We start from the raw sequence: 15795 nt of genomic DNA, 5'->3' as shown, positions 1-15795 counted from the left end.
TTTAAATGGCACGTAAAACGAATACACGTAAACGTCGTGTTAAAAAGAATATTGAAGCTGGTATTGCTCATATCCGTTCAACTTTTAACAATACGATTGTAACTATCACTGATGTTCATGGTAATGCAATTTCTTGGTCTAGTGCAGGTGCGCTTGGATTTAAAGGTTCTCGTAAATCTACTCCATTCGCAGCACAAATGGCTGCTGAAACAGCTGCTAAAACATCTATGGAACATGGTATGAAAACTTTAGAAGTAACAGTTAAAGGACCTGGTGCCGGACGTGAGGCTGCCATCCGTGCTCTTCAAGCCGCTGGTTTAGAAGTAACTGCTATTAAAGATGTAACACCTGTTCCTCATAACGGATGCCGTCCGCCAAAACGTCGTCGCGTATAATTTTTCTGTATAGAATTTGTATCATTTGTCTATAATGGGATATGATATAAATTTTTGACCATAACAGAAAGATCATTCCAGTTGTTGTGCACAAAACGGGAAAGTATACATGGGGGAATTTCGATTAGTAAACTAATCGAGGTTTCGACGTTTTGAAGGAGGGTTATTTGATGATCGAAATAGAAAAACCAAAAATCGAAACGGTTGAGATTAACGATGATGCCAAGTACGGTAAGTTCGTCGTAGAGCCGCTTGAGCGTGGATATGGTACCACTTTGGGTAACTCCTTACGTCGTATCCTATTATCTTCACTCCCAGGTGCCGCTGTTACTTCGATTCAGGTAGACGGGGTACTTCATGAGTTCTCAACAATTGAAGGCGTCGTAGAGGATGTAACATCCATTATTCTTAACATCAAAAAGATTGCACTAAAAATCTATTCTGATGAAGAAAAAACATTAGAAATTGATGTTCAAGGTGAAGGTCCTATCACTGCCGGTAATATTACCCACGATAGTGATGTCGAGATCTTAAATCCAGATCTTCATATTGCAACATTGGCGGCAAATGGACATCTTCGTATGCGTTTAACTGCAAGACGTGGTCGCGGTTATACACCTGCTGATCAAAATAAGCGTGAAGATCAACCAATTGGTGTTATTCCAATTGATTCAATTTATACGCCGGTTTCTCGTGTATCTTATCAGGTAGAAAACACTCGTGTTGGTCAGTTGACTAACTATGATAAGCTGACACTCGATGTTTGGACAGATGGTAGCACTGGGCCAAAAGAGGCGATTGCCCTTGGTTCTAAAATTTTAACTGAGCATTTGAACATCTTTGTCGGTTTAACTGATGAAGCTCAAAATGCCGAAATCATGATTGAAAAAGAAGAAGATCAAAAAGAAAAAGTCCTTGAGATGACTATTGAGGAACTTGACCTTTCTGTTCGTTCTTATAACTGTCTAAAACGTGCTGGAATTAACACTGTTCAGGAATTAGCAAATAAGACTGAAGAAGATATGATGAAAGTACGTAACTTGGGCCGTAAATCACTTGAAGAAGTGAAGGCAAAACTAGAAGAGCTTGGATTGGGCTTACGTAAAGACGATTAATAATAAGCTAATACAATCCTTTTAATGACTTCAAAAAGGAGGGAACCCTTCATGGCATACAGAAAGTTAGGACGTACTAGTGCACAGCGTAAAGCTATGCTTCGCGATTTAACAACTGATTTAATTATCAACGAGCGCATTGAAACAACAGAAACTCGCGCGAAAGAACTTCGTGTTGCTGTTGAAAAAATGATCACTTTAGGAAAACGCGGTGACCTTCATGCTCGTCGCCAAGCAGCTGCTTATGTTCGTAATGAAGTTGCAAATGCAGAAAATGGCCAAGATGCACTTCAAAAACTATTCACTGATATCGCTACTCGTTACCAAGAGCGTCAAGGTGGATACACTCGTATTATGAAACTTGGACCTCGCCGCGGCGATGGTGCACCAATGGTTATCATCGAGTTAGTTTAATATCTTTAACAGACAACAAGGGTACTGGACAGTTTGAGTAACAAAACTTGTTCTCTGCCCTTTTTCTGTTTACAATTACTTTCATATAAAACGAACCAAGCCAAAAACGAGCGTTATGATGAGCATGACTCTTTTTCAAAGAGCTTAAGGAGAGTTTTTATAGCTTTCCCGGAAAGAAATGCTTTATAAGGATATTTCTTTTTCATGTCTCGTCTAGCTCATGCACCCCCTCCCGATTTCTTTACAGAGATCCCTAATATTGCAGTGATTACGTGCTGCCTGGGGACGGGGTGCGGGCTTTTTTTGTATCTAAATGTTTTTGCAGAGCAGAGATGAGAAGAGAAGAGATCAGCAAGGTGTCTTCTGCTTTTGGAGAGAGGAGTAACGCTGTGATGAAAAAGCCAATTGTTTCCCTAGATAGGGTTTCTTTTCAATATGATACACAAGAACGCTATGCCCTACATCAGGTATCTTTTGATATACATGAAGGGGAGTGGCTTGCCATAGTCGGTCATAATGGTTCAGGAAAATCAACAATGGCAAAATTGCTGAATGGCCTACAGTTTCCTAAAGAGGGGGAAATTACAGTTTGTGGCATCAAGCTGGATGAGAACTCGATTTGGGATATTCGTAGAAAAATTGGTATGGTATTTCAAAACCCTGATAACCAGTTTGTTGGGACGACCGTTCAAGATGATGTGGCTTTTGGTTTAGAAAACTTTGGGGTTCCAAGAGAAGAAATGGTCCAAAGAGTTGAGGATTCATTAAAAAGAGTTAAAATGGATCAATTTCTATATCAAGAGCCCCATCATCTATCCGGCGGTCAAAAGCAACGAGTTGCGATTGCAGGTGTTCTGGCTTTAAGGCCTGAAATTATTATATTAGATGAGGCAACCTCAATGCTTGACCCTCGAGGCAGAGAAGAAGTGTTGGAAACAGTGAGGCTTTTAAAAGAAGAAAAGTTATTAACTGTTATTTCTATTACACATGACTTAGACGAAGCTGCAAAAGCTGATCGAATTATCGTTATGAATCAAGGTAAAGTCTATCGTGAAGGTACTCCGGAAGATATTTTTGTGATGGATGAAGAACTGGTTCAACTAGGGTTAGATATACCGTTCTCTGTAAAAATGAGCAAAGCATTTAGACAACATGGCATACATGTATCAAAGCATTATCTTTCCGAGGAAGAGTTGGTGACAGAGCTATGGACATCTCACTCTCGCATGTAGAATACCGCTATCAAGCCAATACTCCATTTGAAAGATTGGCGATTCAAGATGTATCGATTGATATACCCTCTGGAACATATCTTGCTTTAATCGGTCATACCGGATCTGGAAAGTCCACTGTATTGCAGCACTTAAATGCCCTTCTTGTACCAACGTCTGGCACAGTAAAAATTGGTGATCAAGAAATCAAGGCGCGTCAGAAAAATAAAAACCTAAAACCAATCCGTCAACGTGTGGGGATTGTATTTCAGTTTCCCGAACATCAATTGTTTGAGGAGACAGTGGAAAAGGATATTATTTTTGGACCAATGAATTTCGGGGTTTCCGAAGCGCAAGCAAAGCAAAGAGCCCGGGTAGCTTTAAAACAAGTGGGTCTTGGTGAAGAGATCTTAGAAAAATCACCATTTGATCTATCGGGTGGGCAAATGCGTCGGGTTGCGATCGCAGGCGTTTTAGCAATGGAACCAGATATTATAGTGTTAGACGAACCAACAGCAGGATTGGATCCACGAGGCCGAAAAGAAATTATGGATATGTTTTACGCGCTCCATAAGGAAAGACAGCTTTCGACGATTCTCGTTACCCACAGTATGGAGGATGCTGCCAGGTATGCAGATCAAATTGTCATTATGCAGCAAGGTAAAGTTGTCAATAAAGGAACACCTGAAGAAATTTTCACCAATCCTACAGAATTAGTGAAGATGGGTCTGGATGTTCCTGAAGTGGTAAGGTTTCAGCTGAAGCTTGAAGAAAAGCTCGGTAGGCAACTGGGGAAAATTTATCTATCCATTGATGAACTATCTACGGCAGTAGCAGAGTTTTTAGCCGGAGGTGTCCGATCATGATGGAAAAAATGATTTTTGGACGATATGTTCCAGCGGATTCACTGATCCATAAAATGGACCCCCGTTCAAAGTTATTAGTCATATTTTTATTTGTTTGCATTATTTTTTTGGCCAATAATTTTATTACCTATGCACTTATTGGAATTTATACATTTTTAATGCTTGCCTTATCAAAAATTCCTGCCCGTTTTTTATTTGGAGGACTAAAGCCTGTCTTATGGTTGGTGATCTTTACGTTCGTATTGCAATTGTTTTTTACGAAGGAAGGACATCTAGTCTATCATTGGGGAGTTATTCATATCTACGATGAAGGTATTAGGATGGGAATTCTAATCTCATTAAGGTTTTTATTCTTGATTCTAATGACCTCTTTATTGACGCTAACCACTACGCCAATTGAGATTACTGATGGCATGGAAACTCTATTGCAACCGTTAAAAAAGGTGCGGTTTCCTGTTCATGAAATGGCACTCATGATGTCGATTTCCTTACGTTTCATCCCAACCCTTATGGAGGAAACCGATAAGATCATGAAGGCACAAATCGCCAGAGGTGTCGAATTTGCCAGTGGGCCGGTCAAGGAACGAATTAAAGCTGTTATTCCTTTATTGATACCGCTGTTTGTCAGCTCGTTTAAGCGTGCTGAAGAACTGGCAATTGCCATGGAAGCAAGGGGGTATCGCGGCGGTGAGGGACGTACTAAATACCGCCAGCTGAGCTGGAAAGCAGCAGATACCATCCAATTGGTGATATTAGCGGGCTTAACGATCCTTTTGGTTTTATTTCGGACTTAATGAGGGGTAATCATGCAGAGATACAAAGCAATCATTGCATATGACGGGACCGGGTTTAACGGATATCAAGTTCAGCCAAAGGGACGGACTGTCCAGGGGGTCCTTGAGTCGGTTTTAACAAAAATGCATAAAGGGATTGAAGTGAAAGTTTCAGCCTCAGGGAGAACGGATGCAGGAGTCCATGCAAAGGGACAAGTCATTCATTTTGATTCCCCACTTTCAATTCCTGAAGAGAAATGGGTGATTGCTTTAAATTCCCTGCTTCCGGAAGAAATCTCTATTCTCTCTGTTGAAAGGGTTCTGGATTCTTTCCATGCCCGATTTGCAGCAATGGGGAAGGAATATCGCTATCAGCTGAATTTATCTTCAGAGCGTGACCCGTTTCTTCGGAATTGGGCCTATCAATATCCTTATCGTCTGAACGTCGAAGATATGGAAAAAGCAAGCCGTTATTTTCTGGGTACCCATGATTTTACTAGCTTTTGTTCCGCAAAATCAGAGGTTGAAGATAAAATCCGTACTATTGAGTCCATTGAGTTTATACAGGATAAGAAACTTTTGACGCTCCGATTTGTCGGAAATGGCTTTTTGTACAATATGGTTCGAATTCTAGTGGGAACATTATTAGAAGTAGGTGCTGGCGATCGTAGGCCGGAGGAGATCCTGGAAATCTTAGAAAAAAAGGATCGAGGTTACGCAGGCAAGACTGCCCCAGCCCATGGATTGTACCTTTGGAAAGTTTATTATTAAAACAACCTAACCTGGTGTAACATTTTTCTTGACAATTATGGCAGGAGTATTTATTATATTATATGTGTGTGTTTTTAATCCCACGATAAAGCCCCGGAAAGTCTTAATCGTGATTGAAAATATATGATTGTAAAAAAATGAAACGCACAAATGCAGATCGGTTTATTCCCCGGAACAGGATAAACAGGATTTCGCCCATTACCGTGCGAAAAAAATATCTTTACAGATTTAATTAGGAGGTAAACTCATGCGTACAACGTTTATGGCAAATGCCAACAATATCGAGCGTAAATGGTACGTAGTTGATGCAGAAGGCAAAACTCTTGGACGTCTTGCTTCTGAAGTTGCATCAATCCTACGTGGTAAACATAAGCCAACTTACACACCACATGTGGACACTGGTGACCATGTGATCATTCTTAATGCTTCTAAGATCCAATTAACTGGTAACAAATTAAACGACAAAATCTACTACCGTCACAGCTTACACCCAGGTGGTTTAAAGCAAAGAACGGCTCTTGAAATGCGTACTAACTATGCTGAGAAAATGATTGAGCTTGCTATTAAAGGCATGCTTCCAAAGAATTCTCTTGGACGTCAAATGTTCAAAAAGTTACACGTATACGCTGGTGCAGAGCATGCGCACCAAGCACAAAAACCTGAAGTTTACGAACTTCGCGGTTAATTAAGAGGGAGGAAATTAACTTGGCACAAGTTCAATATATTGGTACTGGCCGCCGTAAGAGCTCTGTCGCACGTGTGCGCTTAGTTCCAGGCACAGGCAAAATTGTCATTAATGGTCGTGACATCGAAGAATATATCCCATTTGAAGCTTTACGTGTTGTTGTAAGACAACCATTAGTAGCTACTGAAACTGTAGGCAGCTACGATGTTCTTGTAAACGTAAGCGGCGGTGGTTACACTGGTCAAGCTGGCGCAATCCGCCACGGTATTGCTCGCGCATTACTTCAAGTTGACCCTGAATACCGTCCAACATTAAAGCGCGCTGGTTTATTAACTCGTGATGCACGTATGAAAGAACGTAAGAAATACGGTCTTAAAGGTGCTCGTCGTGCGCCTCAGTTCTCAAAGCGTTAATTTTTTGCGAACTCACAAAGACTCTCAGTCATATTTGGCTGGGGGTTTTTTTTATGCCTGAAAAGAGCTTTTGACCACATTTTGACCGCGGAATATTTTTTGGCCACGATTGACCACCAATTATAGCTCAATGAACTTGTGAAACTTTGCGGCTGTTTGCTCTTCTAAGGTGTTGGAAACGTGTGTATAAATGTTCATGGTCATTTTAACATCTGTATGCCCAAGTCGATCCTGAAATCTCTTTAATACTGTTCCATCTACAAATAAAAGTGATGCATGAGTGTGGCGTAACTCATAACTTGTTATTGGATGCAGAATGTGTATTTTTAATTAATCTGTCCAATATATCACTTGGATAAGCAATCGAAGAGGAACGGGGATTGGAACGGGTACCCTAGCTGTTACCGGGATCAACCCAACTAACAGGACTGGTTCCGTAATGTTCAATATTTTAAGCACAGGATGATAAGTATACGCATATTCTTTATAAAAAATGAGTGTGTTTTTATGTAATAAGATCTGCAGTTAAATGTTCAACAAATCGATATAACAATTACGGACGAATTTTATAAATAAACGATTTTCATAAAAGGGATCTAGTGAGCTCCATTGAGGTCAAAAATGGTGGGTGATATGGGAGCCATTTCTTACAGTACTAATAAAGCAGGTTAATTAAGGACCTGGCGTAATAATAAAAAAATAACTTAGGATTTCGGAAGGAGATTTAAATGAATAAGAGTACCAATAGTTCTATTTTTATCTTATCAGGTCCATATGGAGTTGGTAAATCAACCGTCACAAAGGTACTTGCTGCAGATATGGAAAAAGTCTCAGTAATTGAAGGAGACATAATTAAAAACATGCTCGTGGGAAAAGAGATACCAACGTTGGAAAAAAAGCAATTAATGTGGAAAAATATCCTTTCCTTAACGCGGAATTCTATTGAAAATAATATTAATGTAATAATCGATTATGGGAATTTTGAAGAATCATTGCAGTGGTTCTACAATCAAATTTCAGAATTAAATGTAAAAATTTATTATGTTATATTAAGGGCAAACAGGGATACGCTTATTAGTCGATTAAATAAAAGAGGAGACGATTATTTGATAGATGGTTCTTTATTTTTACTTGACCAACTTGAAAAAGATTCAGCAAACAAAAACTATCTCTATGACACCACGAATAAACAGCCAGTTGATATTATTAATGATTTAAAAAGTCATATGGAACAATTTGTCCTTAACTTTGCTTAACTAGAAAATTAAAATGGCTTGAATGATGATGAAAGTTAACGTGTTTCAGAAAAAAGGGATGACAATGGTTGTGCTTTCTTAGTTTCCCATGTCATAGATTTAGAAGGAGCGTTAAATGCTTCATTTACAAAATATCTATGTCAGAAATTTTATTAGACCAGTATTAACTTTTTTATAACTACATTTTGACCAAGTTCAATTCCTCTACGACCTTTAAAACTTCCACTCTATCCGCTCTTTTTACCCATCTGTTACTGTAAAAGGTTTTTCATAGTAATTTAGATAAACCTCTCTTCTAATTCTTTAACACTGTCTTCTGTTTCATAAAAAAGAAGAATGTATTTGATTTGAATTCAAGATTAAACTTCACCTGTAATTTTTTATCACTTTAATAAAGTTCTTTAAAAGCGATGTTTTTTTCCATTTCCTTTCAACATGTATTTATACCTGAACAATTTTAAGGTCTGTACATATGTTATTAAAGTAATTAAAAGGAGGGAAGACATGAAAGTTGTAATTTTAGCTGGAGGATTTGGAACAAGAATCAGTGAAGAAACACACTTAATACCCAAACCTATGATTGAGATTGGTGATAAACCGATCCTATGGCACATTATGAAGTTGTACTCTAGTTATGGTTTTAACGAATTCATTATCTGTTTAGGGTATAAAAGTCATGTTATAAAAGAGTACTTCTCAAACTATACTCTCAATCATTCAGACGTGACCTTTGATTTTCAAAATGCAAATAGTTGTACGATTCATCAGAATTTTACTGAACCATGGAAGGTTACTTTAGTTTATACAGGTTTAAACACATTGACAGGTGGCAGGATCAAGAGAGTCCAAAATTATATTGGGAATAACCCTTTTATGCTGACTTATGGAGATGGAGTTGGCGATATTGATATAAAAGAATTAGTTAAGTTTCATCGGTCTCATGGAAAATTGGCTACAGTAACTGCCACACAGCCGAAGGGAAGGTTTGGGGCTTTGTCTTTGTCTTCGGATCAAAGAGTAGACAACTTTCAAGAAAAGCTAAAAGGTGATGGCGGTTGGATAAATGCTGGATTTTTTGTTTTGCAGCCAGAAGTATTTCAGTATTTAAACAATGGTGATCAAACAACATTTGAAAAAGAACCACTAGAGAAACTTGCTAAAGATGGTCAATTAATGGCATTTAAACATACTGGTTTTTGGCAGCCTATGGACACGTTAAAAGATAAGAAGTATTTACAAGAGATGTGGGATTCGAATAAAGCCCCTTGGAAAATTTGGAATTAATAAAAATGGAGCTGTATACAATTGGAAAATGGAAATCGTACGATCTACCAGACAGACCTTCAATATATCTTCAATAGTCTTACACAGTCCGAAAAAGAAAAATTGAAGGATGCGTCAATTTTGGTGACGGGTTGTGCTGGATTTTTAGGTTATTATTTAGTGTCTTTTTTATCTGAGTATTCGGATGAATTGGGTGTTAGAAAGATAATTGGAATTGACAATTTTAAACTAGGAAAGCCTAAATGGATTACAGATATAAACAAATCAAATCCTAAGATTGAATTATATACTTTTGATATTACTGAGTTTTCACTATTTGACACAACTAAAATTGCCGAAGTTGACTTTATTATCCACATGGCTTCTATTGCCTCACCGACCTATTATAGAAAATTCCCCTTGGAAACCGTTGATGCAAACGTTTGGGGATTAAGAGCATTGCTTGATTTTTATAAGGATAAAGACATTAAAGGATTTTTATTCTTCTCAAGCAGCGAAATTTATGGTGACCCTTATCCAGAGTATATCCCGACTTCCGAGGATTATCGAGGAAATGTGGCAATGATAGGACCACGTGCATGCTATGACGAGGCAAAAAGGTTTGGAGAGACGCTTTGCTATTTATATGCTGAAAAATTTAACATGCCAATTTCGATTGTCAGACCATTTAATAATTACGGACCTGGAATGAGATTGAATGATAAGCGGGTACCGGCCGATTTTGCAAAGGCAGTTATGGAAAATCAAAAAATAATCATGCATTCTGACGGAAATCCAACTCGAACATTTTGTTATGTGACAGATGCTATCACTGGTTATTTAAAGGCTCTCCTATATGAACCCTTTGACTACTTTAATATAGGAATTGATAAGCCCGAAATTTCAATTAAAGAATTGGCCCGCATTTATAAGGATGCAGGATCAGCTATTTTTAATTTCAATCAATCGATAGAATTTAAGGAATCGGAGGAAAAAAGTTATTTAACACATAATCCTTTAAGAAGATGCCCTAACATTGCAAAGGCCAGAAAACTTTTACATTTTTCTCCTTCCATTTCAGTCGTTGAAGGTGTGCATCGCTTTCTAACCTTTTTAAAAGAAAGAGGGGACATTCATTGATTACTGTTATCGGCCTTGGTTTTGTTGGATTGACAACAGCTTTAGGCTTTAGCGATAAAGGATATAGTGTTTATGGCTATGATATTGATCAAAAGAAAAAAGAGATGTTAACAAAAGGGAATATTCCTTTTTATGAACCTTATCTTAATGAGAAATTAAATCAGCATTTAAATATAGGATTTAAGATTGTAGAGGATTTACAGGAAGCTGTTGACAAAAGTGAAGTGATCTTTCTTTGTGTAGGAACCCCAAGTAAAACAGATGGAAGTGCACATTTAGGTTATATTTTCGATGCTATTAAAAGTATAACTGCATGTATAAAAAAGCCGAATTTTAAGGTGTTAGTCCTAAAATCGACTATTCCTCCATCTACAACAAGTGAAAGGATTAAACCATATATAGAAAATCTAGGTTTTAAGGTCGGTGTTGATATTGGCTTAACCAATAATCCTGAATTTTTAAGAGAAGGTTATGCTTGGGAAGATTTTATGAATCCAGATCGTATTGTTATTGGTCAGGAAGAAGATAAGAGCGGACAGTACGTGGAAAGTATTTATCAGTCATTTCACGTCCCAATCTACAGGGTTAGTTTAAATACGGCAGAATTTATTAAGTATTTATCTAATACTTTACTAGCGACTCTTATTAGTTTTGCGAACGAACAGTCATTAATCGCTAAGTATATAGGAGATATAGATATAAAAAAATCTTTTCAAGTTTTGCACCTTGATAAAAGATGGTTTGGTGCGCCATCCAATATGACGTCTTATGTTTATCCAGGTTGTGGTTTTGGAGGGTATTGTCTTCCAAAGGATACGAAGGCATTAGTTAATCAGGCATTAAAAAACTCCTACTCACCAGAACTATTAAAAGGAACCTTAAAGGTAAATGAAACAATGAAAGAATTTGTTGTTAATGATGTAGCAGGAAAAGTAACGGAGAAAGAGCCTATAGGAATTCTCGGTTTAGCATTTAAGCCAAATTCAAATGACATAAGGGATACACCAGCAAAATCAATTATTGATGGCTTATTACAAAAAGGATATAAAAATATTATCGCTTATGACCCGATGGCTATTGAAGAGTTTAAAGAGGCATATAGCCTTCCAATTGAATATTCTTCTGACTTAAAATCATTACTTGCGAAAGTCAATCATGTTGTTATTTTAACAGCTTGGGATGAATTTTTACTAAATCAAGAATCAATAAAAAAGAAGAAGGTTTTTGATTATCGTTATATATATGATTAAACAACTATTAGGGAAAACTGCTTAATTACCCGTATTTAAGGAAAATTTAATTTGGAAGGAGTTTGGGCAGTTGAAACACTATTATTGTTCAACGTTTAGTAAAGATTATGCTTATAAAGGTTTATTATTATACAATTCTCTAGAAAAACATGATAAAGACTTTGAATTTTTTATGATTTGCCTACATGAAGAGGCAAAAAATATATTCGAGAAAATGAACCTAGCTCATGCAACGATCATAAGCATGGAGGAAATTGAAAAGGAAGACAAGATCTTACTTTCCGTAAAGAACTCCCGAAATGACAAGGAGTATATCTGGACATCTAAGGCATCAATATGTCTGTTTTTATTTAACCAGTTTTCCGAAATTAATCATATTGTATGGCTAGATGGTGATACTTTGTTTCTCTCCGATCCCGAACCTATCTTTACCGAATGGGGAGACTACTCTATTACGCTGACTGAGGAAAAATGGCGTGAAGAACATAAATTCTTGGGTGATACTAACGGTGTCTTTAATACGGGTTATATGGGCTTCAAAAGAGATGATCATGCACTCGAGTGTCTCCAATGGTTTAGACAGAAGTTGATAGAATGGTGTTTTGATAAGTGGGAAAATGGACTTTGGAGTGATCAAGTATATGCAAATGATTGGACGAAAAGATTTAAAAATGTAGGAATAATTGAAAATATAGGAGTTAATCTTACTCCTTATATCATAAATTATCGGTTCAAAGAAAGTTCAGTCATTCATTCAGGTAATGATATTTATATCGACAATGAAAAAGTTGTATTTTTCCATTATTACGGATTCAAATATTATGATGGCAATGTGTTTGATATATGCAACTATGTAATGAATCAAAGGGATGAGGTGATTAAACATCTTTATATTCCCTATTTAAATGCTTGCAATGAAATAATGGATAAGATTAAAGCTGTCGAAAGTAACTTTAATATCGAAAAAAACAGCAAAGACTACCATGTAAGAAATTACTTTAACCTTCAAGTTAACCTGTCCACTGAGGAAATATATAACATCTGTACGATAATAAGCCAAAAACACCTGGCGCAAGGTTTAGCACTTTATCGTTCCCTCAAAAAGAATACATCGAATTTTCGACTTTGGATTTGTTGTCTAGATGATAGCACCTATTCCCTACTAAATAAAATGGATTTGGATCATGTCGTTCTCATTACCTTAAAAAATATTGAGGGCAAGGAGTTATTAAGTATTAAAGATAGCAGAAGTTTCGATGAGTATTGCCGAACCTTAAAAGCTTCATTTATTTCATATGTATTAAAAAATAACTATAATATAAATTCTGTTATCTATACAGACGCCGATATGTACTTTTTCAGGGATGTCAAAAATTTATTTAATGAGTTGAATCAACAGCACCCCGTTTTTATAGTTCCACGTAGGGCTTCCGCTGAAGATGAAAAAAACTATGGGGCTTATGATGCTGGACTTATAGGATTTCAGAGGAATGAAATCTCGTTTGAATGTCTTTTTAAATGGAGGAAAGATTGTGTAAAATGGTGTTTTGATAAAGTTGAGGATGGGTACTGGGCGGATCAAAAATATTTGGATCAATGGGTTCAAAGTTTTCCATCCGTTAAAGTTATAGAGAACCCTGATAGGACTGCGGGTCCCTGGAACGCAAAAGAAAGCCTATTCACTATTAAAGATAATGAACTATTTCACAACAGCGATAAACTGATAGCATTTCATTACAACGGGTTTGTCATCAAGAATCATGTAGAATTTGATTTTTGTAAAACGAATGTCCTAAGTGAAAATATGATAAATGCCATTTATTTGCCGTATGTTAAAGCTGTTAGAGAAGAAATGGATGTCATAAAGTCGCTAAATGGGCAGTCTTATGAGGATGAAAAAAACAATTATTCACGAAATAAAGCTTTAAACTATTTTCATGCCGAATAACTGAAATTCCGACTTTTAAGAAAAAGATGATTAATTTTGTCATTGCCTCGATCTTGGTCAAGATCTTTAATAAACATTTTGAGGGATATAAATAGTAAGCTTATCTTTAAGCGGGAGAGGTTATTGTGGAAAATCACTTTAATAATCAGAGGGTTCTGATTACAGGGGCGAATGGATTTATTGGATCTCATGTAGTCCAAAGAATGGTACAAGAGAAAGCTCTTGTATCAGTAATAGTTAGAGAATCATCTGATTTATGGAGAATTGAAGAATTAAAAAAAGATATCGATATTCACCTAGTGGATTTAAGAGATACTTTATCAATTGATAAGTGTGTTAAACAAATTAAACCCGATTTTATTTTTCATGTTGGTGCTTATGGAGTAGATTCAAGGCAAAAGGATTATCATATTGCAGCTAGCACAAATATCATTGGGACAATGAATTTGCTGAATTCTGTTAAAGATATAGGGTGCAAGAAGTTTATTAATGTTGGCACATGTATGGAGTACGGGGATAAAACCGAGATTATTCAGGAGAATTCTTGTTTAAAACCTGATAGTATTTACGGAAGTACAAAAGCATCAGCCTCGATCATTGCACACCAAATTGCGGCTGAAAACAACATAAATCTTGTAACTTTAAGACCTTTTGGGATATTTGGTGAAAAGGAAGGAAGTCATAAATTCTTTCCCTATATTATTCTATCGATTTTAGAAGGCAAAGAAGTGAATTTAACACCTTGTGAACAATACCGGGATTATTGTTATATAGAAAATATCATGGATGGATTTGTTTTGGCCGCCAAAAACGAAGATATTAAAAATGAGATATTCAATATTGGTAGTGGTGAAATTTTCAAATTAAAGCATTTTGTAGACATTATTTACAAAGAGGTGGGACTAAAGAACCAACCAAACTATGGAGCATTGCCTTATAGAACAAATGAAGTTTGGAGACAACAGCCTGATACAACTAAAATTAAGAGCCTTTTAAATTGGCAGCCTAAGGTAAGCCTCGAGAAGGGAATCAAAAGAACAATTAACTGGTATCAGGCAAATAAAGAGAAATTTATCGGAACAAGGAGATAAAGAGAAGGTGGTAAATGCTAACAATGGACTAAAATCTTGCATGAAACTAATGTCTTTGTTGACGATTGTGTTTTATTTGAAGCGGAAGGTATACAGTATATTACTAGTAGTTTAACCTCTTTTTTGAATCTATAGCGGAGAGGGAGTATGGTGATGGAAAAAGGGTATGAATTAATTCCTATAAAACCTTTTGAGGATAAGCGAGGAAGTCTCAAAAAAATTTTAATGAAGAGTCAGCTTAAGGAAAATGAAAAAATAGAAGAGGTTTACTTGTTATATTCCGAAAAGGGGAGCGTTAGAGGAAATCATTACCATAAGAAAACGTTAGAGTATTTTGTGGTCGTTAGTGGAAAGGCAAAAGTTGCCCTAAAGAATTTGGATACAGGAATTTTAAAAGAACTCTATATTTCGGCGGAAGATAATGTGGTTTTAAAAGTACCGCCACAGGTAGTCCACGCCTTTAAGAATGAAGAGGCTCAGCAGTTAATAATGCTTGCCATATCTTCGAAAGAATATAATGAACTGGATACAGACACATTCCCGATGGATATCTTACAATAGTACCGAAATAAAAATTATTTATTTTCACAATACCAAAAAAGGTCTTTAAAATGAGGCTTTCTGAGGTATTGTTTTGATCTGTGTTTTTCCATATCTTATATATATATAAAGAGCGTAAAAAATACGTCTTAAAGGTGCTCGTCGTGCGCCACAGTTCTCAAAACGTAAATGATCGACGTTTCAAAAGACTCTTTTCACTTATGTGGAAAGGGTCTTTTGTATTTATGAAAATAACTTTTGACCACGGAAAATTAATCGAACACATGGACATTTTTTTAACTCAATTTACTTCTGAGATTTTTGTGCCGTTTGGTTTTTAACTTGGTTATTTTCGTATGTTTTTAATGCTATTGATCCAGAAGACCGTGATAAATCTTGTAGATTAGCCCTTCATAATGTTCTTCGTTAACAATTTTCTGCTAAAGGGATAATTAGATCTAGGGCTATGGTATCTTTTTCTATTCTTTTATTCAAAAAGCTATGTTAAACAGCACCGTTGATTGGAGCCGAAGGCACGAATACTCTCGAAAATGCTTTCGCATTTTCTTCGTGCGTAGGCGGATTAAAGGAAGCCATTCAAAGTCCTGTGAGAGTGCGGTTCTGGGGGGCCCCAGGCCAAGCGCCGGAGGAGGCTCGCCGAAAC

17 protein-coding genes are annotated in these 15795 nt (G+C 36.7%); 16 read left to right on the top strand and 1 reads right to left on the bottom strand.

Going from position 1 to position 15795, the window contains the following annotated elements:
- Nucleotides 1–5: 5 nt before the first annotated feature.
- The 9 genes from rpsK to rpsI all read left to right on the top strand — a co-directional run bounded on the left by rpsK (nucleotide 6) and on the right by rpsI (nucleotide 6643).
- Nucleotides 6–395 carry a 30S ribosomal protein S11 gene (gene rpsK / locus V7083_RS14080; protein ID WP_191275926.1) on the top strand — a complete coding sequence of 130 codons (390 nt, stop codon included), beginning with the start codon at nucleotides 6–8 and terminating at the stop codon, nucleotides 393–395.
- A 170-nt stretch (nucleotides 396–565) separates the two neighbouring features.
- Nucleotides 566–1510 carry a DNA-directed RNA polymerase subunit alpha gene (locus tag V7083_RS14075; RefSeq protein ID WP_335478910.1) on the top strand — a complete coding sequence of 315 codons (945 nt, stop codon included), beginning with the start codon at nucleotides 566–568 and terminating at the stop codon, nucleotides 1508–1510.
- Nucleotides 1511–1561: 51 nt separating this feature from the next.
- Nucleotides 1562–1924, top strand: coding sequence for a 50S ribosomal protein L17 (rplQ, locus tag V7083_RS14070; RefSeq protein ID WP_335478796.1), 363 nt, complete (start codon nucleotides 1562–1564; stop codon nucleotides 1922–1924).
- Between the two features lie 392 nt (nucleotides 1925–2316).
- Nucleotides 2317–3156 carry an energy-coupling factor ABC transporter ATP-binding protein gene (locus V7083_RS14065; protein ID WP_335478794.1) on the top strand — a complete coding sequence of 280 codons (840 nt, stop codon included), beginning with the start codon at nucleotides 2317–2319 and terminating at the stop codon, nucleotides 3154–3156.
- Nucleotides 3132–4001: an energy-coupling factor ABC transporter ATP-binding protein gene (locus V7083_RS14060; protein WP_335478792.1), complete on the top strand. Its 870-nt coding sequence runs from the start codon at nucleotides 3132–3134 to the stop codon at nucleotides 3999–4001. Before V7083_RS14065 ends, V7083_RS14060 begins: the two co-directional genes overlap by 25 nt.
- Nucleotides 3998–4795, top strand: coding sequence for an energy-coupling factor transporter transmembrane component T family protein (locus V7083_RS14055; RefSeq protein ID WP_335478790.1), 798 nt, complete (start codon nucleotides 3998–4000; stop codon nucleotides 4793–4795). The genes V7083_RS14060 and V7083_RS14055 overlap by 4 nt, the downstream gene beginning before the upstream one ends.
- Before the next feature lie 12 nt (nucleotides 4796–4807).
- Nucleotides 4808–5545 carry a tRNA pseudouridine(38-40) synthase TruA gene (gene truA, locus V7083_RS14050; protein ID WP_335478788.1) on the top strand — a complete coding sequence of 246 codons (738 nt, stop codon included), beginning with the start codon at nucleotides 4808–4810 and terminating at the stop codon, nucleotides 5543–5545.
- 247 nt (nucleotides 5546–5792) lie between these two features.
- Nucleotides 5793–6230 (top strand): 50S ribosomal protein L13, encoded by a 438-nt coding sequence (gene rplM, locus V7083_RS14045; RefSeq protein WP_335478785.1) that lies wholly within the window; start codon nucleotides 5793–5795, stop codon nucleotides 6228–6230.
- 20 nt (nucleotides 6231–6250) lie between these two features.
- Nucleotides 6251–6643, top strand: coding sequence for a 30S ribosomal protein S9 (gene rpsI / locus V7083_RS14040; RefSeq protein ID WP_335478783.1), 393 nt, complete (start codon nucleotides 6251–6253; stop codon nucleotides 6641–6643).
- 120 nt (nucleotides 6644–6763) lie between these two features.
- Here the strand turns inward: rpsI and V7083_RS14035 are convergent, their stop codons facing one another.
- Nucleotides 6764–6949 carry a tyrosine-type recombinase/integrase gene (locus tag V7083_RS14035; protein WP_335478908.1) on the bottom strand — a complete coding sequence of 62 codons (186 nt, stop codon included), beginning with the start codon at nucleotides 6947–6949 and terminating at the stop codon, nucleotides 6764–6766.
- A gap of 422 nt (nucleotides 6950–7371) precedes the next feature.
- Between V7083_RS14035 and V7083_RS14030 the strand changes: the two genes are divergently transcribed.
- The 7 genes from V7083_RS14030 to V7083_RS14000 all read left to right on the top strand — a co-directional run bounded on the left by V7083_RS14030 (nucleotide 7372) and on the right by V7083_RS14000 (nucleotide 15152).
- The gene (locus tag V7083_RS14030) at nucleotides 7372–7899 is read left to right on the top strand and encodes an AAA family ATPase (RefSeq protein WP_335478781.1); all 528 of its coding nucleotides are present in this window, start codon (nucleotides 7372–7374) and stop codon (nucleotides 7897–7899) included.
- A 504-nt stretch (nucleotides 7900–8403) separates the two neighbouring features.
- On the top strand, nucleotides 8404–9183 hold the full coding sequence (gene rfbF / locus V7083_RS14025; protein WP_335478779.1) for a glucose-1-phosphate cytidylyltransferase: 780 nt from the start codon (nucleotides 8404–8406) through the stop codon (nucleotides 9181–9183).
- A 21-nt stretch (nucleotides 9184–9204) separates the two neighbouring features.
- Entirely contained in the window at nucleotides 9205–10302 is a 1098-nt protein-coding gene (locus V7083_RS14020) for an NAD-dependent epimerase/dehydratase family protein (protein ID WP_335478777.1), read from the top strand.
- Nucleotides 10299–11552, top strand: a complete 1254-nt coding sequence (locus V7083_RS14015) for a UDP-glucose dehydrogenase family protein (RefSeq protein WP_335478775.1) — start codon at nucleotides 10299–10301, stop codon at nucleotides 11550–11552. The genes V7083_RS14020 and V7083_RS14015 overlap by 4 nt, the downstream gene beginning before the upstream one ends.
- Before the next feature lie 70 nt (nucleotides 11553–11622).
- Complete coding sequence (locus V7083_RS14010; protein ID WP_335478772.1) at nucleotides 11623–13500, top strand: glycosyltransferase; 1878 nt, start codon at nucleotides 11623–11625, stop codon at nucleotides 13498–13500.
- 125 nt (nucleotides 13501–13625) lie between these two features.
- Nucleotides 13626–14591 carry an NAD-dependent epimerase/dehydratase family protein gene (locus tag V7083_RS14005; RefSeq protein ID WP_335478769.1) on the top strand — a complete coding sequence of 322 codons (966 nt, stop codon included), beginning with the start codon at nucleotides 13626–13628 and terminating at the stop codon, nucleotides 14589–14591.
- A gap of 153 nt (nucleotides 14592–14744) precedes the next feature.
- The gene (locus tag V7083_RS14000) at nucleotides 14745–15152 is read left to right on the top strand and encodes a polysaccharide biosynthesis C-terminal domain-containing protein (RefSeq protein WP_335478766.1); all 408 of its coding nucleotides are present in this window, start codon (nucleotides 14745–14747) and stop codon (nucleotides 15150–15152) included.
- The last annotated feature ends 643 nt before the right edge of the window (nucleotides 15153–15795 follow it).

It is taken from the genome of Bacillus sp. JJ1764 (assembly GCF_036962145.1).
GTDB lineage: Bacteria > Bacillota > Bacilli > Bacillales > Cytobacillaceae > Neobacillus.
The sequence above is the reverse complement of the archived record's forward strand: the minus strand, read 5'-3'. Positions and strand labels throughout refer to the sequence as shown.